The sequence below is a fragment of the Streptosporangium album genome, from assembly GCF_014203795.1.
Lineage (GTDB): Bacteria > Actinomycetota > Actinomycetes > Streptosporangiales > Streptosporangiaceae > Streptosporangium > Streptosporangium album.
Window position 1 is genome coordinate 3,198,399 of sequence record NZ_JACHJU010000001.1, and the last position, 24,831, is coordinate 3,223,229.

Consider the following 24,831-nt stretch of genomic DNA (forward strand, 5'->3'; position numbering starts at 1 on the left):
ATTATCCGGCAGGCAACTCTGGGTAATCGTGGGGTAACAATGGGTACGAAAACATCTCAAGGCGATGCTGAGCTGCTGGCCGAGGCCCGGTACGGAAGCACGGAGGCCTACGGCTGGCTGTACGAACGGCACGCACCGGCGGCTCGGATCCTCGCCCGCTGCCTCCTGCGGAGCGCCACCGAGGTCGAGGAGGTCGTGGCGGAGACGTTCAGCAGGATCCTCGCCCTCGTCAGGCATGGGGACGGTCCCACGGAGGCATTCCGGCCCTACCTGCTCACCATGCTCCGCCGTACCGTCCACGACTGGACGCAGGGAGAGGGCGGGCAGGCGGTCGCGGGAGAGACGGAGGTGCCCTTCGTCGACCCCGCGCTCACCGGTCTGGAGCGCTCACCGGTGGTCAGAGCCTTTCTGTCCCTGCCCGAGCGGTGGCAGCTCGTCCTGTGGCACACGGGAGTAGAGGGGGCCCGGCCCGCCGCGGTCGCCCCCCTGCTGGGCCTGACGACCAACGGGGTCGTCGCGCTGGCCTACATGGCCAGGGAAGGCTGGCGCCAGGCCTACCTGCGGATCCATCTTGAAGGGCTTCCCCGGAGAGGATGCCTCCCGGTGCTGGACAAGATGGCCGCCTACGCGCGGGGCGGCCTGACCAGGGAGGACGGCCAGGATCTGGACGAGCACATGGACGGCTGTGCCGACTGCCACAACGCCTTCCTGGAGCTCGTCGACGCCAACCAGGAGCTACGCGTCATCGTCGGTCCCCTCATCGCAGGCCCCGCGCTCACCGGTTATCTCGCGGGACTGGACAGGGCGGCCACGGCCGGCACGGGTGGGCTGTTCAACTGGTGGCGCCAGGCGCCCCAACCTCGTCGGCAGGCCCTCGTGACCGGTGCGGCGGTCGGCGCGGTCGTCCTGGCGGCCGCCCTCGTCCTGATCACGGCCCAGGAGATGCCGGCCACACCGGCTGCGCCGACCGCGCCGAGCGTGCCGAGTGCACCGACCGCGCCGGCCGCGCCGGCCGCGCCGAGCGTGCCGAGCGCGCCGAGCAGGCCGAGCGCACCGACCACGTCGACCGCGCCGGCCAGGTCGAGCAGGCCGAGCGCACCGACCGTGCCGACCGTGCAGGGCGCGTCGGATCCGGGGGCGGCGCCGATCGCCGCCGCCCTCGACCCCTCGTCACAGGATCCGCCGTCCCCGTATGCGGAGCCGGGACGGCCGCACAGGCCTCAGACCGTCGCGCCGATCCTCCGCCAGAGACAGAGCCCGGTGCCCGCGCCGCGCCTGATCGCCAGAATCGCCGCGCTCGGCGCGCTGGTCCGCTCCGAGGCTGGCATCGTCGCGGTACGGCTGCGCAATGCCGGGGACGGGGAGAGCGGGGAACTCGTCGCCGATGTCGACCTCCCGGACGGGGTGACGGTGCCCGCTGCGGCACACCGGGGGTGGGCGGTCGCCGAGGTCAAGCCGGTCGGCACGGTCGACGGCTGGGCATGCCGCGCCGGTACCGGAGGTGCGCGGTGCTCCCGGAGACCGCTGGCAGCCGGCCGGGCCACGGCGATCTTCCTCCGCGTCCTCGTCTCCCCGACAGCGGCTGAGGGGGCGGCGCCCTCGGTCCGTGTCTCCAGCGCGGGGGGTGGGGTGACGGCCAGGTCACGGACGGGGGTCCGGGCCGTCGGGGCTCCCGCCCGGTTCGCCACCGACGGACAAGTGATCACCGCCGCGATCGGGAACACCCTCCTGGACTGCGGGTCCACCGACCCCGCGTGTCAGGCCGCCCGGGCCCGCGAGGGCGACCGCCGCGACAACGACCTGTGGGAGATGAGCCCCCTCGACCAAGACCGGGATGCGTCGACGAGGAGTTCGAGCGCGGCACGGCTGACCCTGCCGAGGACGAGCAAAGTCGTCTGGGCCGGACTCTACTGGTCGGCCAGCGCGCCCGCCGACGGGCTGATCAGGTTCAAGGCGCCGGGAGATCAGGAATACCGGCAGGTGAAGGCTGAACGGGTGGTGGAGAGGGAACTGCCCGTCGGCGTGGGGTACCAGGCGTTCGCCGACGTGACGCGGCTGATGAGCACGCTCCACGGGACCTACTGGGCGGCTGACGCCTCGCTGACGCCCGGCCTCTCCCGGCACGCCGGATGGAGTCTGGTGGTCATCGCGGCCGATCCGCACCAGCCGTACAGCCATGCCGTCGTCGTCGACACCGTCACCGTGGTGGACCGCGAGCGCGGACCGGCGTGGATCCCCCTCGACGGGCTGACGCCCACCGCCGCACCCGCACGGATACACCTGGTGACCTGGGAGGGCGACGCCGCCGAGCGGGGGGACCAGGTCACACTCGGCGGCCACCCGCTCCGGCCGAGCGGCGGCGACCGGGACGCGGGCAACCCCTTTGACGGGTCCGCGGCAGGAGCGGAGGGCATGGGCATGACCTTCGGCACAGATGTGGACGATTTCCAGGCCGCCCTGGGCCGCGATCCGGTCCTCAAGGTGAGCACCGACCAGGACGTCCTGCTTTTCGGGGTGGCGGCGGTGCGGGTCGTGGCCCGTCTGTGAGTGGGATGTCGGTAAAGGCCCGGGGCCGGTACGGTCAAACCGTACGGCTTCAAGAACGGGACGAACTGGTACGGTCTGCGTGAACACTCCGGCGTATGGTCAGGCGCAGGTCGAATCGTCGGGATTCACCCTCGGACGATCAGTTGCTTGATTACCCTGAGGAAGGGCCGTCTGGCTGGTCTCTCAGGGGTCTTTCAGGCTTGTCTGAGCCGAAGGGGCGGGCCACGTAGGAAGGGCGGTGTCGCGTGGATCGCTGCGCGCTGTTCGTGGACGCAGGCTACCTGCTGGCCGACGGCGCGATGGCCGTACATGGGACTCGCCATCGTGAGGCGGTCTCCTGGGACTACCCGGGGTTGCTCAAACTGCTCAGCAACCTGTCCAAGGAGCGCACCGGGCTGCCGCTGCTGCGCTGCTACTGGTACGAGGCGAGTGTCGAGGGCCGCCGCACCGCCGAGCACGACGCGCTCGCCGACATCCCCGGTCTCAAGCTCAGGCTGTCACGCATCCGTCCGGGACGCCGCGAGGGGGTGGACGCCCAGGTCCACCGCGACCTCATGACGCTGGCCCGCAACAGCGCGGTCTGCGACGCGGTGGTGGTCAGTGGCGACGAGGACCTGGCACAGGTCGTCTGCGACGCCCAGGACCTCGGTATCCGCGTCACCGTCGTGCACATCGCCGCCGACGGCAGCTGGGCGGTGTCCCGTTCGCTCCGTCAGGAATGTGACGACCTGATCGAGATCGGCGGCGGCCACCTGCGCCCGTACGTCAGCCTGACCGGCGGGGCCGTGGACACGCCTCCCTCGGGCAACGGCCATCAGCCGACCGGCAACGGCCAGGTCGTGGCTTCTCCCGCCGTCAGCAACAATGGCGCCTCACACGTCGCCCCGCAGGCTCTGCGCGTCAATCCCGCGCCTTCCCAGCCTGCTCTGCCGTCCTATCCGAGCTACAACCACGAGCCCCCACCGGCACCGGCCCCGCAGCAACAGGCCCCGGCTCCGCAGCAGGCACCGGCTCCGCCACCCCCGACCCCCAACGGCCCGACCGGCCCGCTGCCGGCCACCCCGCAGTACACCCCGGGCAACACCGGCAGCATGCCCAGCTACCAGCCCGGCCAGCTCGGCGTCTACACCGGTCCACAGGCGGCTCCCGTGCCGGTTCAGAGCATGTCCAACAGCAGCACGACCACGCTCTCCGACGCCGTGAAGGCCGCTCACAAGGAGGGCTACGACTTCGGTGAGTCCGTTGCCAAGGACGCTCCCGCCCTGTGGCTGGAGGCCGTGCTCGCCCGTAAACCCCGCATGCCCTCCGATCTGGAGGCCCGCCTTCTCCAGGGCTCCTCTCTGCCGATCGACTTCCTCCTCCATGACGAGGTCCGCCACGCCCTCCGTCGAGGCTTCTGGGACGCCCTGGAGCGCGCTCGACGCTAGGTTGCCGCGCGGTCTGGCGGTCTCCGGGCCGGGACGGTGGGTGGGCGTCTCTGCGGGCTGGTCGGTGCTGCGGGTGTTCCGAGCTGTCGGTGTTCGCGCTGTGGATGTTCCGGGGTTTCGGTGTCCGTGCTGCGGGTGTTCCGGGGTTTTCGCTGTTCGCGCTGCGGTGGGTGGGTGTTCCGGCCGGCCGTCGCAGTCGCCGTCCGGTGTTTCAGGCCTCCGGCCTGGCGGGCGCGGTGGTCGCGCTTTTTTACAAGCCGGCCGGAACACCCACCCACCTCCGCGCCACTCCGTCTCGCCGTACGGCGTGCGGGCCGTAGCCGCTTGCTCTCGGGCCGTCCATCGATCTCGCTGACGCTGAAGCAATCCGTACGGGGCCGTTCAGGGCCGGTCGCCGCCGCTGAAGCCTCACTTTCGAAAGGAGCGCAGGGCCGGGCACAGTAGGAGTCCCCTCCATTCAGGGCTGCTCGTCATCCACCTGCTGGTCGATCCACTCCTCCAAGCGGCGGATCTGGCTGGTCATGAGGTCGGGATCGCGGAAGGTGTCGGTGAGTAGCGAGATGCCCTGGTAAGCGGCCACCAGCCGCTCCCGCTTGCCCGGCCGGGCCGCGATCGGACCACTGCGGCCGCTCTTCGTTGAGTCAGTCATCTCACTTAAAGTGTGTAGACAACCAGATCCTCGACCGGCTAAGGTCCTTTCTGAGTCAGTTGACTAACTAACTCGATCGAGTGATCGAGGGTCTGCTGACACGAATGGAGCAAGTCATGATCGTGGTAACGGGAGCAACCGGGAACGTGGGACGCTCGCTGGTGCAGGCGCTGGCTACGGCCGGTGAGCGGGTGACGGCCGTTTCCCGAACGGCTTCTCAGGTGCCGCAGGGTGTGACGCACCGGCAGGTCGACCTGAGCGAACCCGAGAGCCTCAAGCCGGTGCTCGACGGGGCCGACGCGCTGTTCCTCCTGGTCGCCGGGCAGGACCCGCAGGGCATCCTCGAGGTCGCCAAGGCCGGTGGGGTCGGGCGGGTGGTCCTGTTGTCGTCCCAGGGCGCCGGGACCCGGCCCGAGGCCTACGCTCACCCCCGAGCCTTCGAAGACGCCCTCCAGCAGGCGAGTGCGGACTGGACGATCCTGCGACCGGGAGGCTTCCACTCCAACGCGTTCGCGTGGGCGCAGACCGTCCGCTCGCAACGGATGATCGCCACGCCGTTCGGCGACGTCGCCCTGCCGTCCATCGATCCCTCCGACATCGCAGAGGTCGCGGCCGCCGTCCTGCGCGAGGACACTCACGCCGGCCACACGTACGAACTCACCGGCCCGGCCCCGATCACCCCGCGCCAGCGGGCTGCGGTGATCGGCGAGGCGCTGGGAGCGCCGGTGCGGTTCGTCGAGCAGAGCCGGGCCGAAGCGCGGGCGCAGATGCTGCAGTTCATGCCCGAGCCGGTGGTGGAGGGCACCCTCGCCATCCTGGGCGAGCCGATGCCCGCCGAGCAGGAGGTCAGCCCGCACGTCGAGCAGATCCTCGGTCGCGCGCCCCGTACCTTCGCCGCATGGGCGGCGCGCAACATCGCGGCCTTCCGGTGAGCCGTCCAGAACCGACCGCCACCGCCTGGGCAAGGAGGCAAGAGCGCGATGTTGTCAGCCTCGGCGGAGGCATTCCTGTCCGAGCCGCACCTGGCCACGCTGACCACCTTCCGGCCTGACGGCTCACCACACGTGGTGGCCGTGCGCTTCACCTGGGACGGCCAGGCCGGGATGGCCAGGGTCATGACGGTCGCCTCCTCGCGCAAGGCCCGCAATCTCCTGGCCGCCCCGGGCGGTCGCGCCGCGCTCTGCCAGGTGGCGGGCTTCCGCTGGATCACGCTGGAAGGCACCGCCACCGTCTCAGACGATCTACGGCGGATGGCCGAAGGGGTGCGCCGCTACACCAGGCGCTACTCCTCGCCGCCGCCCGATCCGCCCGGCCGGGTCGTCATCGAGATCGCGGTGGACCGCGTGATGAACCTCAACAGCTGATTCACCTTCGACACAGAAAGTCCTGCCATGCCTATCCAGCACGTTCTCGACTCGACGATCTTCTACCGGGAGGTCGGCACCGGAGTGCCGATGGTCTTCCTGCACGGTAACCCGACCTCGTCGTACTTGTGGCGGCACATCCTGCCCGCCGTAGGAGAACCCGGCAGGCGTCTGGCACCGGACCTGATCGGAATGGGCGAGTCGGGCAAGCCGGACATCGCCTATACCTTCGACGACCATGCCCGCTACCTGGACGCCTGGTTCGACGCGCTCGAACTCGATGACGTCGTGCTGATCGGACACGACTGGGGCGGCGCCCTCGCCTTCGACTGGGCCGCCCGCCATCCCGCGCGGGTGCGCGGCGTCGCCTTCACCGAGACGATCGTGAAGCCGATGTCCTGGCAGGAGTTCCCCGAAGGGGGTCGCTCCCTGTTCGAGGCGATCAAAACACCCGGGGTGGGTGAGGCCATGATCCTGGACGAGAACGCGTTCATCGAACAGGCGCTGCCCGGCACCGTCGCCACTCGCCTCAGCGAGGAGGACCTCGAAACCTACCGCAGGCCCTACCCAACCCGGGACAGCCGCAGACCGCTGCTGCGATGGCCGCAGGCGATGCCCCTGGGCGGGGAACCGGCCGACGTGGTGGCCAGGATCGAGTTCTATGACGAGTGGCTGGCGGCCAGCACCGAGGTGCCCAAGCTGCTCCTCACCTTCGAGCCCGGTCCCGGGACGATGATGGGTCCCGCAATCATCGACTGGTGCGCCGCCAGCATCGCCGGCCTCGAAATCGACAGGCACCCGCTGACCGCCGGCCACCACACTCCCGAGGATCAGCCCGAGGTTATCGCCGCCTCCATCGCGGCCTGGGCGGACAAGCACGCCCTGCGCTCGTATGGCCAGACCTGACAGGAGATGAGTCCGATCAGGATGAGGACCGCGGACTTGACGGCCCTCTACCCGGATCGGAGCGGCCAGGAACGCCGTACCCGGCGCGGTGCACCGCGCCGGCGCCCGCTACCCCGGTATCCGGGCACGCAAGGCCTGGATGAACCAGTCGAGCACCGGCGCCAGACTTTCCGGGGCCGGCCAGCCGTTGATCACTGCGAGCAGTTGAAGGTACAGCTCCCTGCGAGGGTCGTTCACGGTCTCCAGCCGCGTCAACAGCCGGCGCCGAAGACCGACGTCGTCGGGGCGGCCGACGACGTGCGCGTATTGAGCCATGACCGCCGCGACGACCGGTTCCGCCTGGGGCGAGGCCGGATCGATGCCGGCTGCCAGGGCCGGGCTGGCCTGGTCACGGACCATTGCGGCAGCGTCGCGGCGCGGGCCCGTGGTGTTGCCCTGGGCATGCTCGGCCGCGTGCTGCTCAGCCATGCGCCGCATGCCGGAGCGAAAACCCGGGTCCTGGGAGAGTTCGGCCAACTCCACCCACGCCTCGACCTGCTCGGCCTCGGGGTTGTCGGGCAGTTCGGGGGTCATCGAGCGCATGACCCCTACGAATCCGGCGTCGGAGCCCAGTCCGCCGAAGGCGGTGTCGAGGAAATCGCCGACCAGACGTCGGCGTTCGTCCTCGGAGAGCTTGGCCAGCTTGTGCATGAGATCCATCTCCTCAGGGGTGGACCCGCGCTTGACCACCGCCGTCAGCACCGCGCGTCGCAGGCGCAGCGTTCGGATCTGCACCGCCAGTGCTTCGGCGTGCGCTGCGGCGACCTCGGGAAGCGAGATCTCCCGGTCCACGACCTTCCGGATCGTGGGGAGGTCCAGTCCCAGGTCGCGCAGCGTCCGCACGAGGTCCAAGCGTGCGACGGCGTCGATGCCGTAGAGGCGGTAGCCGGCCGGGCTGCGGTCGGTCGGCGGCACGATCCCGCAGTCGGAGTAGAACCGGATGGCTTTGACCGTCAGTCCGGTCCGCCGGGCCAGATCACCGATCGAGTAGAGCGTGTCGCCGTCCATGTCCTCACCCTCGCGCCTCCCCTTACGGGAGACTCAAGCCCATCCCCCTGCCAGCGGCAAGCCACTCCTCATCCACAAGCCTTGACGGTTCCTCCTCGCGGACGGCGACCCTGGCAAGCCTGAAGCCTCACTCGAGAGGATCTCTGCTTGCCGATCCTCTGGTCAGGGCGGTCCTGCCACATCTGGTTCATTCACGACGAGTGATTTGACCTCAAGCTAAGTAGAGGTACGAGACTGATGCCCCAGATGGAGAGATCCGATGCAGCAGGGAGTGTCAGGGTGCGCGTGATACGGGTGACACGGTTCGGGGGCCCCGATGTGCTGATGGCGGGAGAGGCGCCGGATCCGGTCGCAGGGCCGGGCCAGGTCGTCGTAGGTGTTTCGGTCGCGGAAATCAACTTCATCGAGACGCAGCTCCGGCGGGGGATCACCCCTGGCCCCCCGCTGCCGGAGCCACCGTACGTCCCCGGCGGCGGGGTGTCCGGCCAGGTGCTCTCGACGGGGGAGGGCGTGGATCCCGCCTGGGCCGGCCGGCGCGTCGTCACCTCTACGGCGACCGGCGGCGGTGGCAACGCGGAACGGGTTGTGGCCGCGGCTGAGGACCTCATCCCGGTGCCGGAGGGCTTGGGGCTGCCCGAGGCGGCGGCGCTGCTGCACGACGGCAGTACGGCGGCGGGGCTGTTCGAGGGCGCCGGGATCCGTCCTGGGGAGTGGGTGTTGGTCGAGGCGGCCGGCGGCGGCCTCGGCAGTCTGCTGGTGCAGCTCGCGCATTCAGCCGGCGCACGGGTCATCGGCGCCGCCCGTGGTGAGCAGAAACTGCGCCTTGCCCGGGAACTGGGTGCCGAGGCCGTCGTCGACTACTCCCATGCGGGCTGGGCAGAGCGCGTGCTGAAGGCGAGCGGGGGCAACGGGGCCGACGTGGTCTTCGACGGGGTGGGCGGGGAGATCGGCCGGGCGGCGTTCGAGGTGACGGCGCGTGGCGGGCGGTTCTCCGTCCACGGCGCCTCCAGCGGTGAGGCCACCGTGATCGCCTCGGAAGACGCGGAGCGGCAGGGCGTGACCGTGTTCGGGCTCGAACAGCTGATGGGATTCAGGGCCGGCACGCGACAGCGGGCCATGCGGATGCTGTCGGAGGCGGCGGCGGGCCGGATCAGGCCGGTCATCGGGCAGACGTTCCCGCTGGAGCACGCCGCCGACGCACACGCCGCGATAGAGGCGCGGGCCGTCACCGGCAAGACCCTCCTGACGGTTTGACCGTCGGCGCGCTCGACGCTCCGCGTTACCGGTGAGCTGAACCGGAGATCCGTTCATCCGCCTTACGGTGCCCGGCCCTGCGCTCCTTTCGAAAGTGAGGCTTCAGCGACGGCGACCGGCTCTGAACGGTCCCGTACGGATTGCTTCAGCGTCAGCGGGATCGCTGGGCGGCCGGAAAGGGAGCGGCTACGGTCCGCCTGCCGTACGGCGAGACGGAGTGGCGCGGAGGTGGGTGGGTGTTCCGGCCGGCTTATAAAAAAGCGCGACCACCGCGCCCGCCAGGCCGGAGGCCTGAAACACCGGACGGCAACTGCGACGGCCGGCCGGAACACCCACCCACCGCAGCGCGAACAGCGAAAACCCCGGAACACCCGCAGCGCGAACAGCGAAAACCCCGGAACACCCGCAGCGCGAACAGTGAAATACCTCCTCACCTGACCCGGGCCCGGCCAAGACCACGCCGGACCCGGGTCAGGTGAGCGCGTCGAAGCCCGCCCGGAGGTGGCTGAGTTGGTGGGAGAGGTCGGACAGCGGGCCGGAGAGGTTCGGGTCGTTGTTCTTGCGAACCAGTTCACTGACCCGGAGAAGCTCGTCCTCGACCGCGCTGAGCCGCCTGGACAGCTCGGGGAGCACGGCTGCCTGGTCGGCCGCCTCGCCCGGGGGAAGCTCGGAGCCGAGGCGGTCGCGGAGCATGGACGCCTGTTCGGTCAGGCGGCGGTTCATGTTGTAGAGCTCGACGAACACCGCGACCTTGGCCCGGAGCACCCAGGGGTCGAACGGCTTGGTGAGGTAGTCGACGGCACCGGCGGCGTAGCTGCGGAAGGCGTAGTCGGGAGCGCTGTCGATGACGGTCAGAAAGATGATCGGGATGTTGCGTGTGCGTTCGCGGCGCTTGATGTGGGATGCGGTCTCGAAACCATCCATACCGGGCATGCGCACATCCAGCAGGATCAGCGCGAACTCGGTGTTCAGCAGCGCTTTGAGCGCCTCCTCACCCGACCTGGCCCGGACGGGGATCAGGTCGAGGGAGCTGAGAATGGCCTCGAGCGCGATCAGGTTCTCCTCGCGGTCGTCGACCAGGAGGATTTTCGCTCGGTCCGGCATCATCACGCCCCTTCGTCGGAGTCGCTCGCTGCCTTACCCCGGGTGAGCCAGCCGCGCAGGCGTTCCAGCAGGCGGTCTACGTCCACGGGCTTGGGCACATAGTCGGAGGCGCCGGACGCGATGCTCTTCTCCCGGTCGCCCTGCATGACCTTAGCGGTAAGCGCAATGATCGGCAGGTCGGCGAACTGGGGCATCCGGCGGATCGCGGAGGTGGTGGCCCAGCCGTCCATCTCGGGCATCATGATGTCCATCAGGACCAGGGCGACGTCCTCGTTGCGTTCGAGTTGCTCGATGCCCTCACGGCCGTTCTCGGCGTAGACCACGGTCGAGCCGTACCGTTCGAGCACGCTGGTCAGTGCGAACACGTTACGGATGTCGTCGTCCACGATCAGGATTTTGGCTCCGGCGAGCGGGTCGTCGCCGCCCTTCCACGGCGGGCCCCCGTTCTGGGGGAAGACCGTGTCGGGCAGGTTCTCCGGCATCGCGAGCTCCGGCAGGTCGTCGGGCTCCTCCAGCACCCCGATGAGCGTCTGGCTGCGAGGCGAGGAGTTCGGCGCGGACGCCCCGCCGTCACGGGAGGCCAGCGGCCCGGCGTAGGACGGCGGCAGGTAGAGGGTGAAGGTGCTCCCCTGGCCGACCTCGCTGAGCACATGGATCTCGCCGCCGAGCAGACGGGCGATCTCGCGGCAGATGGACAGGCCCAGTCCGGTCCCGCCGTACTTGCGGCTGGTGGTGCCGTCCGCCTGGCGGAACGCCTCGAAGATGACCTCCAGCTTGTCGGCGGCGATGCCGATGCCGGTGTCGACCACCTCGAAGGCCAGGATGCCGTCGGCACCGCGCAGAGTGTCGTCCACGAAGGCCACGGAGCGCTGGGCGTGGATCACGCGCAGCCGCACCTCGCCCTTGGGGGTGAATTTGATCGCGTTGGAGAGCAGGTTGCGCAGCACCTGCTGGAGGCGCTGCTCGTCGGTACGGAGCTCCTGCGGGATCGAGGGGTCCACCTCGACCGCGAACGACAGGCCCTTGTCCTGGGCCAGTGGCGCGAAGGTGGCCTCGAAGTAGTCGACGAGCTTGGGCAGGGAGATCTGCTGGGGGTGGATGTCCATCCGCCCGGCCTCGACCTTGGACAGGTCGAGGATGTCGTTGATCAGCTGGAGCAGCGCGGAGCCGGCGCCGTGGATGGTCCTGGCGAACTCCACCTGCTGGAGGGTGAGGTTGCCCTCGGCGTTCTCGGTGAGCAGTTTGGCCAGCACCAGCAGGCTGTTCAGCGGGGTGCGCAGCTCGTGGGACATGTTGGCCAGGAACTCGGACTTGTAGCGCGAGGAGACCGCGAGCTGCTCGGCACGCTCCTCCAACGTACGGCGGGCCTGCTCGATCTGGAAGTTCTGGATCTCGATGGCCCGGTTCTGCTTCGCCAGCAGCGCCGCCTTGTCCTCCAGTTCGGCGTTGGAGCGACGGAGCTCCTCCTGCTGGCGCTGGAGCTCGTCGGAGCGTTCCTGCAGCTCGGTGGTGAGGCGCTGCGACTCGGTCAGCAGGTCCTCGGTCCGGGAGTTGGCGATGATCGTGTTCATCGTGACGCCGATGGTCTCGACGAGCTGGGTCATGAAGTCGTGGTGGACCTCGCCGAACTGACTGAACGAGGCCAGCTCCACGACGCCCAGGACCTGGGCCTCGAACAGGATGGGCACCACGACGATCTGGGCGGGGGCGGAGGAGCTGAGACCACTGTCCACGGTGAGGTATTTCGCGGGGACGCTCTCCAGGATGATCCGCTTGCCCTCGAAGGCGGCCTGCCCGACGATCCCCTCGCCGACCGCGAAGCGCTGACGGATCTTCGAGCCGGGGCGTGCGCCGTACCCGGCGATCAGGTAGAGGTCGTGGTCGCCGGCGGGCTCGGCCAGGTAGAAGGCACCGTAGTGGGCGGAGACCAGCGGGGTCAGTTCGCTCATGATGAGCTTGGCGACCTCCATCAGGTCACGATGGCCCTGCATGAGGCGGGAGATCCGCGCCAGGTTGGACTTCAGCCAGTCCTGTTCCTGGTTGGCGGTGGTGGTGTCGCGGAGCACGGATACCATCGTGTTGATGTTGTCCTTGAGCTCGCCGATCTCACCCCCGGCGTCGACGGTGATCGAGCGGGTCAGGTCGCCGCGGGCGACGGCGGTGGTGACCTCGGCGATCGCCCGGACCTGGGTGGTGAGGCGGCCCGCCAGCTCGTTGACGTTCTCGGTGAGGCGCTTCCAGATGCCCTCGGCGCCCTCCACCCGGGCCTGGCCGCCCAGTTTGCCTTCGGAGCCGACCTCGCGGGCGACGCGGGTGACCTCGGAGGCGAAGGAGGACAGCTGGTCGACCATGGTGTTGATGGTGGTCTTCAGGGCGAGGATCTCGCCCTGCGCGTTCACGTCGATCTTGCGGGTCAGGTTGCCGTTGGCGACGGCGGTGGTGACCTCGGCGATGTTGCGGACCTGGTAGGTCAGGTTGTTGGCCATGGAGTTGACGTTGTCGGTCAGGTCCTTCCAGACGCCGGAGACGCCTCGGACGCGGGCCTGGCCGCCGAGCTGGCCTTCGGTGCCGACCTCGCGGGCGACGCGGGTGACCTCGTCGGCGAACATCGACAGCTGGTCGACCATGGTGTTGAGGGTGTCCTTGAGCTGGAGGATCTCCCCCTGCGCGTCCGCTGTGATCTTCTTGGACAGGTTGCCCTGGGCCACCGCGGTGGACACGGCCGCGATCTGGCGGACCTGGGTGGTCAGGTTGTTGGCCATGACGTTGACGTTGTCGGTCAGGTCCTTCCAGGTGCCGGAGACGCCGCGCACCTGGGCCTGACCGCCGAGCTGGCCCTCGGAGCCGACCTCGCGGGCCACCCGGCTCACCTCGGAGGCGAAGGAGGACAGCTGGTCGACCATGGTGTTGATGGTGGTCTTCAGGGCGAGGATCTCGCCCTGCGCGTCCACGTCGATCTTGCGGGTCAGGTCGCCCGTGGCGACGGCGGTGGTGACCTCGGCGATGTTGCGGACCTGGTAGGTCAGGTTGTTGGCCATGGAGTTGACGTTGTCGGTCAGGTCCTTCCAGACGCCGGAGACGCCTCGGACGCGGGCCTGGCCGCCGAGCTGGCCTTCGGTGCCGACCTCGCGGGCGACGCGGGTGACCTCGTCGGCGAACATCGACAGCTGGTCGACCATGGTGTTGAGGGTGTCCTTGAGCTGGAGGATCTCCCCCTGCGCGTCCGCTGTGATCTTCTTGGACAGGTCGCCCTGGGCCACCGCCGTCGACACCGCCGCGATCGCCCGGACCTGGGTGGTCAGGTTGCTCGCCATGACGTTGACGTTGTCGGTCAGGTCCTTCCAGACGCCGGAGACCCCGCGCACCTGGGCCTGACCGCCGAGCTCGCCCTCGGTGCCGACCTCGCGGGCGACGCGGGTGACCTCCTCGGCGAACGCCGACAGCTGATCGACCATCGTGTTGACGGTGTTCTTCAGCTCGAACATCTCACCGACCGCGTCGACGGTGACCTTGCGGCTCAGGTCGCCCCGGGCGACCGCCGTGGTGACCAGCGCGATGTCGCGGACCTGCGCGGAGACGCGGCTGGACATGGTGTTCACGGCCTCGGTGAGGTCGCGCCAGCTCCCCGACATGCCCCGCACGTTCGCCCGGCCGCCCAGACGGCCCTCGGTGCCGACCTCGCGCGCCACCCGCGTCACCTCGGAGGTGAACAGGGAGAGCTGGTCGACCATGCCGTTGATCGCCTTGCCGAGGCGGCGCACCTCGCCCCGCGCGCTCCGGTCGAGGTCGATCCGCCGGGACAGGTCTCCCTTGGCCACCGCGTCGATCACGTCCGCCGCACCGCTGACCGGTCCGACCAGGGCGTCGATCAGCGCGTTCACCGAGTCGACGCTCTCCGCCCAGGACCCTACGCCTGGCCCCGCGGTGAGGCGCTCACCGAACCGGCCCTCCTTCACCACCTCGCGGCGGACCCGGTGGAGCTCGTTGGCGAGGTGCTCGCGGCGGTCGGCGACCTCGTTGAGCAGCAGACGGATCTCGCTCAGGATCCCGGGAGGGGCATGCGGCACCCGGCGGCGGAAGTCACCGTCGCGCCAGGTGATGAGTGTCTGAAGAATCGGCTTCAGCTCCGATTCGCTGTAACGTCGCTCCTCGACGTCAGGCACGGTGTTGGCCGTGGTCATGTGACCTCCTTGACTCCCGGGGGGCGCAGCCGCGAGTCATCCCAGTCTGTCACGGTGCGCAACCCGCAGTCCCGCCTTCGATTTACCCCATGCCCGCAAGAAGTGTGGTAGGCACGGAACGATGACCAATGCTCCCCGAGCCGTCCTGGCTGCGACGTTCGCCCCAGGAGACACGGCCGTCCCCGCCGTCAGACGGTTCACCCGAGAGGTGATGACCGCCTGGGCCGCCATGCCCTTGTTCGCCCCGGCCGAGCAGCTGGCGGGGGAGTTCGCCGCGCAGGTGACCGAGGTGCCGTTCGAGGTCATCTGGAGCCATCTGGGAAACGGCGTCCAGATCGAGGTCCGCCGGAAGGGCGCTCCCGGGTTGTCCCTCGACGCTCCCAGCGTGCCGGTCGACGAGTGGGGTGTCACCTTCGCTGGAGAGTACCGCATTCACTGGGCGCGGCTGCATCTGCCCGGCTCCGCCGAGCGGGTGGCGGCGGAGTGGTCCACCGAGCGGCACAGCCGGGGGCCGGTCTGGCTGGGCTTCCTCGCCGACGCCAGTGATCTGCTGGCCGGCACCCTCGACCCTGACATGGTGCCCGCGATCATCTCGCAGATCGTCGTGCCCCGGCTGGCCACCTGGTGCGCCGTCTACACGTGGAGTGATGACGGCGGCCCGCAGCGGCCGGCCTACCTGTGGCACACCGACGAGCGGCGCATCGACGAGCTGCGCGAGGAGCTCGCCACGGCCCAGATCCCGCAGTCCGGCGGTTCCATGCAGCTCGGCGACTCGCAGATGCTCGTCATACCGCTGCTCGCGCGGGGGCGGGCGCTGGGGGCGATGTGCCTGGGGCGGCCGGACCGGTTCGCCGAGGACATCTTCCAGTACGCCGAGGACATCGGCCGTCGCGCGGCCCTTGCCATGGACAACGCCCGGCTCTACGCCACCCAGGCGGCCGCCAACCGGGCGCTGCAGCGCAGCCTGCTGCCCCCCAACGAGCCGGGCGAGATCCCCGGGCTCGATCCCGCCGTCGTCTACGAGCCCGCAGGGGAGACCAACGAGGTCGGCGGTGACTTCTACGACCTCTTCGCCGCCGGGGACGGCTCCTGGCGGTTCGCCGTCGGCGACGTCTGCGGCACCGGTCCCGAGGCGGCCGCGGTCACCGGCCTGGCCCGCCACACCCTGCGTCTGCTCGCCAGGGAGGGGTACGGCGTGGCGGCCGTCCTCGACCGTCTCAACCAGGCGATCCTGGACGAGGGGGAGCGAGCGCGCTTCCTGACCCTGCTGCACGGTGAGATCAAGCCCGTGCCGACCGGGTTGGACGTGTGGATGGTCTCGGCCGGTCATCCCGAGGCGATACGGCTGCGGCCCACCGGCGTCGTGGACACGGTCGTGACCTCCCAGTCGCTGCTGGGGGTCTTCCCCGAGGCGACCTTCAAGGCCGAGCTCGTCCACCTCGACCCGGGCGACGTGCTTCTCGCGGTGACCGACGGGGTGACCGAGCGGCGCCAGGACGGCCGGCTGCTCGACGACGACGGTGGGCTGGCCAAGCTGCTGGCCGAGTGCGTGGGACTGTCGGCGAGGGCGGTCGCCGAGCGGATCCGCCGGGCCGTGCAGGACTTCGCCTCCGAGCCGAGCGCTGACGACCTGGCGATCGTGGTCCTCCGCGCCCGGTAGCGGCGGAGTCGGTTACGCATCTCGTTCCCCAGCAGGCGACGGTGGATCGTTCGCTATGTCATCTGACGCCAGATCACCGGTCTCGCTATTGACAGAAAGTGTCAGTATTTGAGATTTAATAACCAATAAACTTGTTAGGCATGGTATCGGCCTATTTGCCCCTTTACTCTCCCGGGCATGCGTGTAACACTCCGGGCTCTTGCGACTCTTGTGACTGCCGGCATCACCGCCGGCTCGATCGTCGTACTCTCGTCAACCCCTGCCACCGCGGCACCGGGAACCATGGTCATCAGCCAGGTGTATGGCGGAGGCGGAAACTCCGGCGCCCCCTTCACCAACGACTACGTCGAACTTTTCAACCGCAGCGCCGCCCCCGTATCGGTGGACGGCTGGTCGGTGCAGTACACCAGCGCCGCCGGAACCGGAAACTTCTCCGCCAACAAGACCAACCTGACCGGCACTCTGGCCCCCGGCCAGTACCACCTGGTCCAGCTCGCCGCGGGTACCACCGCCAGTGGCTCGCTGCCCGAGCCCGACAGCGTCGGCACCACCAACCTGAGTGGCGCCGCGGGTAAGGTGGCGCTGGTCCGCTCCACCGATGGCCTGGCCTGCAACGGCTCCAGCACCCCCTGCGCCGACGAGCAGCTCGCGCTCATCGCCGACCTGGCCGGGTACGGCGCGACGAACTTCTCCGAGGGCACCCCCGCGCCCGCCCTCACCAACACCACCGCCGCGGTCCGCAAGAACGGCGGCTGCACCGACACCGACGACAACGGCGCCGACTTCGACGCCGCGGCCCCCGCCCCGCGCAACAGCGCCACTGCGCCGGCCCGGTGCGACGGTGGCGACCCGTCCCCGTCGCCCTCGGACACCCCCACACCCACACCCACCCCCACACCGACACCGACCGACACGTGCGACACCCCGATCACGCACCGGATCGCGCAGGTGCAGGGGAGCGGCGACGTCAGCCCGGTCGCCGGGCAGGACGTCCGGGTCGAGGGCATCGTCACCGGCACCTTCCAGGGAGCCGGCCAGTTCAACGGCTTCTACATCCAGGACCCCACGCCTGACAACGACCCGGCGACCTCCGAGGGCCTGTTCGTGCTCTCCTCCTCGCCGGTCAAGGTCGGTGACCGGGCGCTCGTCTCCGGCAAGGCGATCGAGTTCAGCGGTCTGACCGAGATCTCGCCGGCCACCGTGGTCAACGTCTGCGGCACCGGCACCATCAAGCCGGCCGAGGTGAAGCTGCCGCTCAAGAAGGGGATCACCTTTGAGCGTTACGAGGGCGTGCTCGTCACGTTCAAGGGCGACCTGACCGCCTCGGAGATCTACAACCTCGGCCGGTACGGCGAGGTCACCCTCGCGGAGGGCGGCCGGATGTGGCAGCCGACCGACCGCGAGGGCGTGAACACCGAAGAGGACGCGCGGCGGAAGATCCTGCTCGACGACGGCTCCAACGCGCAGAACATGCCGACCCTGCCGTACCACTCCAAGGGGGCGGACACCGTCCGGATCGGCGATGCGGCGAAGGACCTGACCGGGGTGCTCACTTACGGCTTCGGCGTCTACCGTGTTCAGCCGACCCAGCCGGTCGTCTTCAAGCCGGAGAACCCGCGTCCCGCCAAGCCCGCGAAGGTCGGCGGCAACATCCGGGTGGCGAGCCTCAACACGCTCAACTGGTTCACCACGCTCAAGTCCCGGGGTGCGACCACCGCCGTGGAGCGGGACCGTCAGCTCGCCAAGCTGGCCGCCAACATCCTGGGGCTCGACCCCGACGTGGCCGGGCTGATGGAGGTCGAGCGTAACTCCGACGTGGCGCTGAACACCCTGGTCGACGGGCTCAACGCCAAGGCCGGCGCGGGCACCTACAAGGCGATCACCCACCCCGACCCGGGCACCGACGCCATCCAGACCGCGCTGATCTACAAGCCGGCCAAGGTCACCCCGGTCGGCGCGGCGCAGTCCTCGTCCGACCCGATCTTCAGCCGGCCTCCGATGGTCCAGACGTTCCGCAAGGCCGACGGGAAGGGCCAGACCTTCACCGTGCTGGTCAACCACTTCAAGTCCAAGGGCTGCACCGACGCCGACGGCGCCGCCACCGGTGCCGACACCGACCAGGGTGACGGTCAGAGCTGCTACAACGCCAAGCGGATCAAGCAGGCCAAGGCTCTGCTGGCCCTGATCGACAGCCTCAAGCTGCAGAACACGCTCGTCCTCGGCGACATCAACGCCTACGGCGAGGAGGACCCGATCCACACCATGGAGAACGGTGGACTGACCAGCCTGAGCAAGAAGTACGTCTCGACCAAGGACCGCTATAGCTACGTCTTCGACGGTCTCTCCGGTGAGCTCGACCATGCCCTGGCCGACAAGAGCCTGAGCAAGCTGGTGACCGGTGCCACCATCTGGCACATCAACTCCGATGAGGGCCGGTTCATGGACTACAACACCGAGTTCAATCCGCCGTACCTGTACGCGCCGGACGCCTACCGCTCCTCCGACCACGACCCGTTGCTGGTCGGGCTGGATCTCTGAGAGAAGTGACCTTCCCTGTCCCGGCCCCTGCCGGGACAGGGAAGGTCACCAGGTACGGCATCCCCGTCATGATTCTCAGCTCGGTGACGGCCTGGACCCGCAGCCGCCCGCGTTACCTCACGACAGGCGTGTCAGATCTCTGTCCTGACGTACTTGCATGCGAATTCGAGCTGGGCCGCCATCTGCGCGACGCGCTCGGAGACGACGAGCGAGCCGTGGCCCGCGTCGTAGCGGTGGACGGTGTGCTCGTGGCCGCGCTCGGCGAGCCGGGACACGTAGGCGTCGATCTGCCCGATCGGGCAGCGGGGGTCGTTCTCCCCGGCCAGGATCAGCAGTGGCGCCTCGACCTGGTCGACGTAGGTGATCGGCGAACAGCTCGCGTACCGTTCCGGCTGCTCGGCGGGTGAACCGCCGAGCAGCGCGCGATGGTAGGCCCGCAGCGCCTCGGTCTCCTCCTCGTAGGCGGCCAGGTGGTCGGCGATGGGCGCCGTGGCGATGCCCGCCGCCCACACCTTGGGCTGACTGCCCAGTCCGAGCAGCGTCAGGTAGCCGCCCCAGGAGGCGCCGGACAGGACGAGCCGGTCGGGGTCGGCGATGCCGCGGCCGACCATGGCCTCCCTGACGGCGGCCACGTCGGACAGCTCGATGTGCCCGACCTCGCCGGTCAGGGCGTCCCGCCAGGCCGAGCCGTAGCCGGTCGAGCCCCGGTAGTTGACCCGGACGACCGCGAAGCCGAGGTCCACCCATGCGGCGACCTGTGGGATGAACGAGTCGTTGTCCTGCGAGCTCGGGCCGCCGTGCAGCAGGAACACCGTCGGGAACGGCCCTGGGCCGCGTTCGGGCCGTGACACCAGGGCGTGGATCCGCCCGCCGGGGCCCTCCACGTCGACGTCCTCGACCGGGACGGACGGCGGGGAGGTGGGGCCGCCGTGGTTCAGCACCATGGTGCCGTTGCTCGACCGGATCGCCGGCGGGTGGGCGCCGCTGGACCAGGAGTACTCCACGGAGCCGTCGGGGCGGGGCACGGCGGCGTCGATCACGCCGTGCTGGGTCTCGATCGGGAAGAGCCTGCCGCCGGGCAGGTCGTAGCGGTGCAGATGGGTGCGGCCGCGGTTGCCCCGGACGACGAGCAGCGAACGGCCGTCGTTGTACCAGTCCGCGGTGATCTCTCCGGGGTCGCGTATCCAGATCTCCCGCTGGTCGTCGCTCTCGGGATCCCAGACCAGCGGTTCGCGGCGGTCCCTGCGCTCGTGCAGGGTCAGCAGCCGGCGGTCACCCAGAATGGGCGCGAAGTGCAGGCCGAGGACGCCTCTGCCGGGGCCGTCGTGCAGGTCGCCGACGGTGTCGCCGTTCTGCCGGACCACTCTCAGCGAGGGGTGCCGGGAGTCGCCGTGCTCGCTGTGGCTGATCGCGATCAGTGAGCCGTCCAGGGACATGGCGGCCACCGAGGCGGCTTCGGCGTGCTCGTAGATCGTCTGTGTGGGCCGGCCGGGCCGTACGAGGTGGATCGTGAAACCCTCACCGGGCCGGGCGAGTCCGATCGCGGCCTCGCCCGTCGCGGACAGCGCGATGCCCGCCGGACAGCCGGGTCCGAGGTCGACGGGTTCGTCGGGGCCGCCGGTGAAGGGCTGGCGCATCCAGTGGCCCCACTCGTCGCCGTCGGTGTCGGAGAACCACCAGATCGACTGGCCGCCTGGGTCGATCGCGCCGTGCGCGGTGCCCTTGGGCCGGGCGGTCGCCTGGCGTGTGGATCCCGTCGTCCGGTCCCAGGCGTAGATCTCCCAGGCGCCGGAGGCGTTGCTGCGGTAGACAGCCCGGGCGGGAGCCCGACGCGCCCACACGGGCAGTGTCACGCGCGGCGCTCGGAACCTGGCCTGCCAGCGTTCCTCCGCCTTCATATGGCGCTTCCCTCCGTCAAGACATTCGCTTCAGGCGTCCAGGCGCGGTCTCGCCGATTGCCGTCCAGTATGTCGCTTCTCTCACCAATATGCTTGTGTAACGTGCCGGAATTTCGGGCTAAATGCCACGTCAGTAACATGCGCCCCGAAGGCAGCTGTCAAGCGCACGCCTTGATCAGGAGAGGTGTTGAAATGTAGACATGCGGAAAGAAGCGGTCACATAACTTGTTTTCGGTAGTTCCATTATTTTTCTTCGCATACCTTCTTGCTCGGTATGCCAGGCGCTCGGCCCCATCCCCACGACGGCCTCGACCGCCTGATGCCCCAGCGCCATCCCGAACTCGTGAACGCTCTGCCCGGTCTCGGCGAAGTGACCGCCCAGGCTCTCCGCCACCCGTCGTTCCTTCGACTCGTCCACCGAGAGCAGTCCCAGCCGCTCCACCAACGGTTCGAGATGCCGCGACGTGGGCGTGACCACGACCAGCACGCCGTCGTCGCGGAGCACCCGGGCGAACTCCGCACCGTTGCGGGGCGCGAACACGTTGAGGATCACATCCACCGTCCGGTCCCCGACGGGCAGGGGCCTCCACACATCGGCCACCACCGCCCCGAGCCGGGGATGCGCCCGCGCGGCCCGCCTGATCGCGTTTTTGGACACGTCGAGCGCGATCCCGACTGCTCCCGGGAGCCGGTCGAGCGTCCGGGCGAGGTAGTGCCCGGTCCCCGCGCCCGCGTCCGCGACCACCTTCGCGTCGGTACGGCAGGCGCCGGCGACCGCCTCCGCGAGGGGACCGAAATACCCCGCTCCCAGAAACGCCTCCCTCGCCGCCACCATCGCCGTGCTGTCCGCCGTACCGGGGGCCTGGGAACCGGTCAGGAGGCTGACATATCCCTGTTTGGCAACATCAAAGGCATGGCCCTGCGGGCATCGGAGAACCCGGTCGCCCAGGCTGAACTCATCACCGCAGACCGGACAGATGAGGAAGTCGACGACGTCAGCCAGCATCCCCCCATCATCCCGCTTTCCGGCGATGGCCGAACTACGGGTAGCCGGGAGTCACATGGCACTCGCATCGGGGTCGGACGGGGTGCCGAGTGCCGTGAGGATCGCTCGTGAGACCCCGGCGGGGTTCTCCAGCCAGGGGAAGTGGCCGCAGCCGGGCAGCCATTCGAGCGTGGCTCCGGGCAGCCAGCTCGCCCATACGGCCGGAGCCGCCAGTCCCACGCTCACATCGCGGTCCCCGGCCAGGACGGTCACCGGGGCGGTGATCGCGCTCAGGGAGGCCGGGTCGAACGGGGACGCGCCGAAGCCCGCCGCCGCTTCGGGGGCGGAGTCGCAGTCGTCCGGGCGGAAGGCGTGAGCCTGAGCGGCGGCGTCCCAGCGGCCGTAGAACACCGGGGTGAACTGCCTGGCCAGAGAGGGAAACTCGTCATCGGACGCGGTGGGGGCCTTCTCCAGGGCGGCGAGGGCGCCGTCGAGCCAGGGCTCGCCGTCGAAGAGCTCGCGGGCGAGGGCGGCACGGCCGGGCTCCCCGTCCTGGGGAGGGATCGGGCGGCGGGTCGGGGTGAGCAGGACCAGGCGTCGCACCCGTCCGGGACGGCGGGCGGCGTGGAGGACCGCGGGGAGCGCCCCTGCCGAGTGGCCCAGCAGGTCGAAGCCGTCGACGCCCAGGTGAAGGCGGAGCGCCTCCAGGTCCTCGGCCAGAGCGGCGAAGCCGTAGTCCTCGGCCGGATCCGAACCGCCGACACCGCGCGGGTCGAGCAGGAGCAGGGTGCGGTGTCGCTCCAGGCCGCCGAGGGTGTCCAGGTATGACGCCGGGCGGGCGGGGCCGCCGGGCTGGCAGACGAGCAGCGGGCCCTCGCCGCGCAGTTCGTAATGGAGGGAGGTTCCCGCAGCCGAGAAAAATTGTGTCATTCGATCAAATTAATAGGGAGATAACGGGATCTGCTATGGATTAAACGACCGACGGGATCTGCGGGAAAGCGAGGGACCCGGCAAGAGGACACAGAGATCACGCGGTCTGCTGGACCTGCTGGAGGAATGCGGCGTTGGAGGGAGTCTCCCGGAGCCTGTCGGTGAGGAGCTCCAGAGCCTGCTGCTTCTCCAGTCCGCCCAGGGTACGGCGGAGCCGCCAGGAGAGTTGGTGCTCACGCGGGTCGAGGAGGATCTCCTCGCGCCGGGTGCCGGAGGCGTCGAGATCGACGGCCGGGTAGAGGCGCTTGTCGGCGAGGGCGCGGCTGAGGCGCAGCTCCATGTTGCCGGTGCCCTTGAACTCCTCGAAGAGGGTGTCGTCCATCCGGGAGCCGGTCTCGACCAGGGCGGTGGCGAGGATGGTCAGCGAGCCGCCGTCGCGCAGGTTGCGGGCGGCGCCGAAGAAGCGGCGTGGGGGCAGCAGCGCGGCGGCGTCGATGCCGCCGGCGAGGGTGCGTCCGCCGCCGGGCGCGAGGTTGTTGTAGGCGCGGGCCAGGCGGGTCAGGGAGTCGAGCAGGACGACGACGTCGCGGCCGCTCTCGGCGAGGCGCTTGGCGCGTTCGACGGCGAGCTCGGCCAGCGCGGTGTGGTCGCGGTCGGGCCGGTCGAACGTGGACGCGGCCACCTCGCCGTGGATGGACTCGCGCATCTCGGTGACCTCCTCGGGGCGCTCGCCGACGAGCACGACCATGAGGTGGCAGCCGGGGTGGTTGCGCGTGACCGCGGCGGCCAGGTCCTGCAGGACCATGGTCTTGCCCGCCTTGGGCGGAGCGACGATCAGACCGCGCTGGCCCTTGCCGATCGGTGCGAACAGGTCGACGACCCGGGTGGTCATCGACTCGGTCTCCAGGCGGAGCCGCTCGCGCGGGTGGACCGGCGTCATGTCGGCGAAGTCGGGCCGCTGCCGCCAGCCGGCGGAGCCGTTCACGCTCTCGACCCCGTCCAGCCTGTCGTACGGCCTGCGGGCGGTGGCGACGACGTGGTCGCCGGGGCGCAGGCCGTACTGCCTGATCTGGGCGTGGGGGACGCGCACGTCGTCCGGGCCGGGCAGGTAACCGCGGGTGCGGATGTGGCCGGTCTTGTCGCGGACGTCGAGGAGGCCGGTCACGGTCTCGACGGGGGCGTCGTTCCCGCCCCTGGCCGGAGGGCCGCTCTCGTTCCCGGCGTAGGCGTCGCTCTCGCGAGGACGCGGAGGACGCGGGGTGCGCGAACGCTTTCTGGGGGTGGTGGTTTCTACGGTCATGGGCGACCTTTCACGGGGAAAGGCCATGGCAGGCCTTTCGCGGGGAAGCCGCATGCCCGGGTAGACGCGGTGCGGCCGGGTGCCCGGGTGGACACGGTGTGGCCGTACGTCTGGGAGGGCGCGGCAGAATAAGAGAGAAAACGGGGCGGATCATCGCACGCGGCTCGGCCGGCAGTACGTCACGCCCGCTATCACAGTAGCACCGTTAATCCGCACCGAACAGGAGACCGGATGCCACACCAGTCCATAACAGTCGCGGGGGTCGAGGTGTTCCCGCTGTGTGACGCCGTAGGGCCGATGGGTGACTCGATCCGGCGCCCGATGCCGGAGATGTTCCCCGGGGGCTGTCACGGTGAGTCCGACGAGTGGGTCCTGCACTTCCACTGCTATCTGCTCCGTGACGCGGTGGGCAGGACCGTGCTTGTGGACACCGGGATCGGCCCGGAGAGCTCGCCCGCGGCGAGCTGGGCGCCGGTCCCCGGGGCGCTCGGTGCCGAGCTCGCGCGGGTGGAGGTGGCCCCCGAGGAGGTGGACGTGGTGGTCATCACGCACCTGCACAGCGACCACGCGGGTGGCGCGGTGATCGACGGCGTGCCCGTCTTCGCCAACGCCAGGCACGTTCTCCAGCGGGCCGAGATCGACACGGCCGCCGAGGGGGTCCTCGGCCATGTCGTCCGGCCGCTGGGCGACCGCGTGCAGGTGGTGGACGGTCAGGCGGACGTGCTCCCCGGCGTCCGGGTGTTCCACACGCCCGGGCACACCCCGGGCCACCAGGTCGTCCAGGTGGGAGATCTGGTGCTGACCGGCGACGTGGTGCTGCACCCGGTGCAGCTGGCCGACCCGAAGGTCCCCTATCTCTACGACACCGATCCCGAGCTCGCCGCGGCGACCCGTGTCGAGCTATTGGAACGGGTCAGGGCCGAGCGGGGGATGATCGCCACCGCCCACTTCGAGGAGCCTTTCACCAGGCTCCGCTGATCATGATCTCCGTGGTTCCGTGAACCGGGTCACCTGCCGGGGCCGTCACGGCCCGCGTCTCCG

The 24,831-nt window shown here is 69.7% G+C and carries 17 protein-coding genes; 9 read left to right on the plus strand and 8 right to left on the minus strand.

Going from position 1 to position 24,831, the window contains the following annotated elements:
- The first annotated feature begins 39 nt into the window (after nt 1–39).
- Nucleotides 40–2,547: a sigma-70 family RNA polymerase sigma factor gene (locus FHR32_RS15290; protein WP_184754917.1), complete on the plus strand. Its 2,508-nt coding sequence runs from the start codon at nt 40–42 to the stop codon at nt 2,545–2,547.
- Nucleotides 2,548–2,792: 245 nt separating this feature from the next.
- Nucleotides 2,793–3,974, plus strand: coding sequence for an NYN domain-containing protein (locus tag FHR32_RS15295; protein ID WP_184754918.1), 1,182 nt, complete (start codon nt 2,793–2,795; stop codon nt 3,972–3,974).
- A 457-nt stretch (nt 3,975–4,431) separates the two neighbouring features.
- On the opposite strand, the gene FHR32_RS15300 is transcribed toward FHR32_RS15295, so the two are convergent.
- Nucleotides 4,432–4,623 (minus strand): hypothetical protein, encoded by a 192-nt coding sequence (locus FHR32_RS15300; protein WP_246466156.1) that lies wholly within the window; start codon nt 4,621–4,623, stop codon nt 4,432–4,434.
- A gap of 116 nt (nt 4,624–4,739) precedes the next feature.
- Between FHR32_RS15300 and FHR32_RS15305 the strand changes: the two genes are divergently transcribed.
- The 3 genes from FHR32_RS15305 to FHR32_RS15315 are packed head-to-tail and all read left to right on the plus strand — an operon-like array spanning nt 4,740 to nt 6,893.
- The gene (locus FHR32_RS15305; RefSeq protein WP_184754919.1) at nt 4,740–5,555 is read left to right on the plus strand and encodes an SDR family oxidoreductase; all 816 of its coding nucleotides are present in this window, start codon (nt 4,740–4,742) and stop codon (nt 5,553–5,555) included.
- Nucleotides 5,556–5,603: 48 nt separating this feature from the next.
- Nucleotides 5,604–5,987 carry a pyridoxamine 5'-phosphate oxidase family protein gene (locus FHR32_RS15310; protein ID WP_184754920.1) on the plus strand — a complete coding sequence of 128 codons (384 nt, stop codon included), beginning with the start codon at nt 5,604–5,606 and terminating at the stop codon, nt 5,985–5,987.
- 27 nt (nt 5,988–6,014) lie between these two features.
- Nucleotides 6,015–6,893 (plus strand): haloalkane dehalogenase, encoded by an 879-nt coding sequence (locus FHR32_RS15315; RefSeq protein ID WP_184754921.1) that lies wholly within the window; start codon nt 6,015–6,017, stop codon nt 6,891–6,893.
- A gap of 108 nt (nt 6,894–7,001) precedes the next feature.
- On the opposite strand, the gene FHR32_RS15320 is transcribed toward FHR32_RS15315, so the two are convergent.
- Nucleotides 7,002–7,940 (minus strand): MerR family transcriptional regulator, encoded by a 939-nt coding sequence (locus tag FHR32_RS15320; RefSeq protein WP_184754922.1) that lies wholly within the window; start codon nt 7,938–7,940, stop codon nt 7,002–7,004.
- 279 nt (nt 7,941–8,219) lie between these two features.
- On the opposite strand from FHR32_RS15320, the gene FHR32_RS15325 reads away from it, so the two are divergent.
- Nucleotides 8,220–9,194 (plus strand): zinc-binding dehydrogenase, encoded by a 975-nt coding sequence (locus FHR32_RS15325; protein WP_312882366.1) that lies wholly within the window; start codon nt 8,220–8,222, stop codon nt 9,192–9,194.
- Nucleotides 9,195–9,665: 471 nt separating this feature from the next.
- Here the strand turns inward: FHR32_RS15325 and FHR32_RS15330 are convergent, their stop codons facing one another.
- Both FHR32_RS15330 and FHR32_RS15335 read right to left on the minus strand, forming a co-directional pair.
- The gene (locus tag FHR32_RS15330) at nt 9,666–10,298 is read right to left on the minus strand and encodes a response regulator (protein ID WP_184756541.1); all 633 of its coding nucleotides are present in this window, start codon (nt 10,296–10,298) and stop codon (nt 9,666–9,668) included.
- Nucleotides 10,299–10,300: 2 nt separating this feature from the next.
- Complete coding sequence (locus FHR32_RS15335) at nt 10,301–14,479, minus strand: HAMP domain-containing protein (protein ID WP_184754924.1); 4,179 nt, start codon at nt 14,477–14,479, stop codon at nt 10,301–10,303.
- 121 nt (nt 14,480–14,600) lie between these two features.
- Between FHR32_RS15335 and FHR32_RS15340 the strand changes: the two genes are divergently transcribed.
- Entirely contained in the window at nt 14,601–16,139 is a 1,539-nt protein-coding gene (locus FHR32_RS15340) for a PP2C family protein-serine/threonine phosphatase (protein WP_184754925.1), read from the plus strand.
- Between the two features lie 177 nt (nt 16,140–16,316).
- Complete coding sequence (locus FHR32_RS15345; protein WP_184754926.1) at nt 16,317–18,677, plus strand: ExeM/NucH family extracellular endonuclease; 2,361 nt, start codon at nt 16,317–16,319, stop codon at nt 18,675–18,677.
- Between the two features lie 131 nt (nt 18,678–18,808).
- Here the strand turns inward: FHR32_RS15345 and FHR32_RS15350 are convergent, their stop codons facing one another.
- The 4 genes from FHR32_RS15350 to rho form a co-directional block, all read right to left on the minus strand.
- A complete protein-coding gene (locus FHR32_RS15350) occupies nt 18,809–20,575 on the minus strand; it encodes a S9 family peptidase (RefSeq protein ID WP_184754927.1) in 1,767 nt (588 codons plus the stop codon).
- Between the two features lie 175 nt (nt 20,576–20,750).
- Nucleotides 20,751–21,581, minus strand: coding sequence for a putative RNA methyltransferase (locus tag FHR32_RS15355; RefSeq protein ID WP_184754928.1), 831 nt, complete (start codon nt 21,579–21,581; stop codon nt 20,751–20,753).
- Between the two features lie 51 nt (nt 21,582–21,632).
- Nucleotides 21,633–22,490: an alpha/beta fold hydrolase gene (locus FHR32_RS15360; RefSeq protein WP_184754929.1), complete on the minus strand. Its 858-nt coding sequence runs from the start codon at nt 22,488–22,490 to the stop codon at nt 21,633–21,635.
- Nucleotides 22,491–22,587: 97 nt separating this feature from the next.
- Complete coding sequence (gene rho / locus FHR32_RS15365; protein ID WP_184754930.1) at nt 22,588–23,790, minus strand: transcription termination factor Rho; 1,203 nt, start codon at nt 23,788–23,790, stop codon at nt 22,588–22,590.
- A 231-nt stretch (nt 23,791–24,021) separates the two neighbouring features.
- On the opposite strand from rho, the gene FHR32_RS15370 reads away from it, so the two are divergent.
- Complete coding sequence (locus tag FHR32_RS15370) at nt 24,022–24,768, plus strand: MBL fold metallo-hydrolase (RefSeq protein ID WP_184754931.1); 747 nt, start codon at nt 24,022–24,024, stop codon at nt 24,766–24,768.
- Nucleotides 24,769–24,831 lie beyond the last annotated feature (63 nt).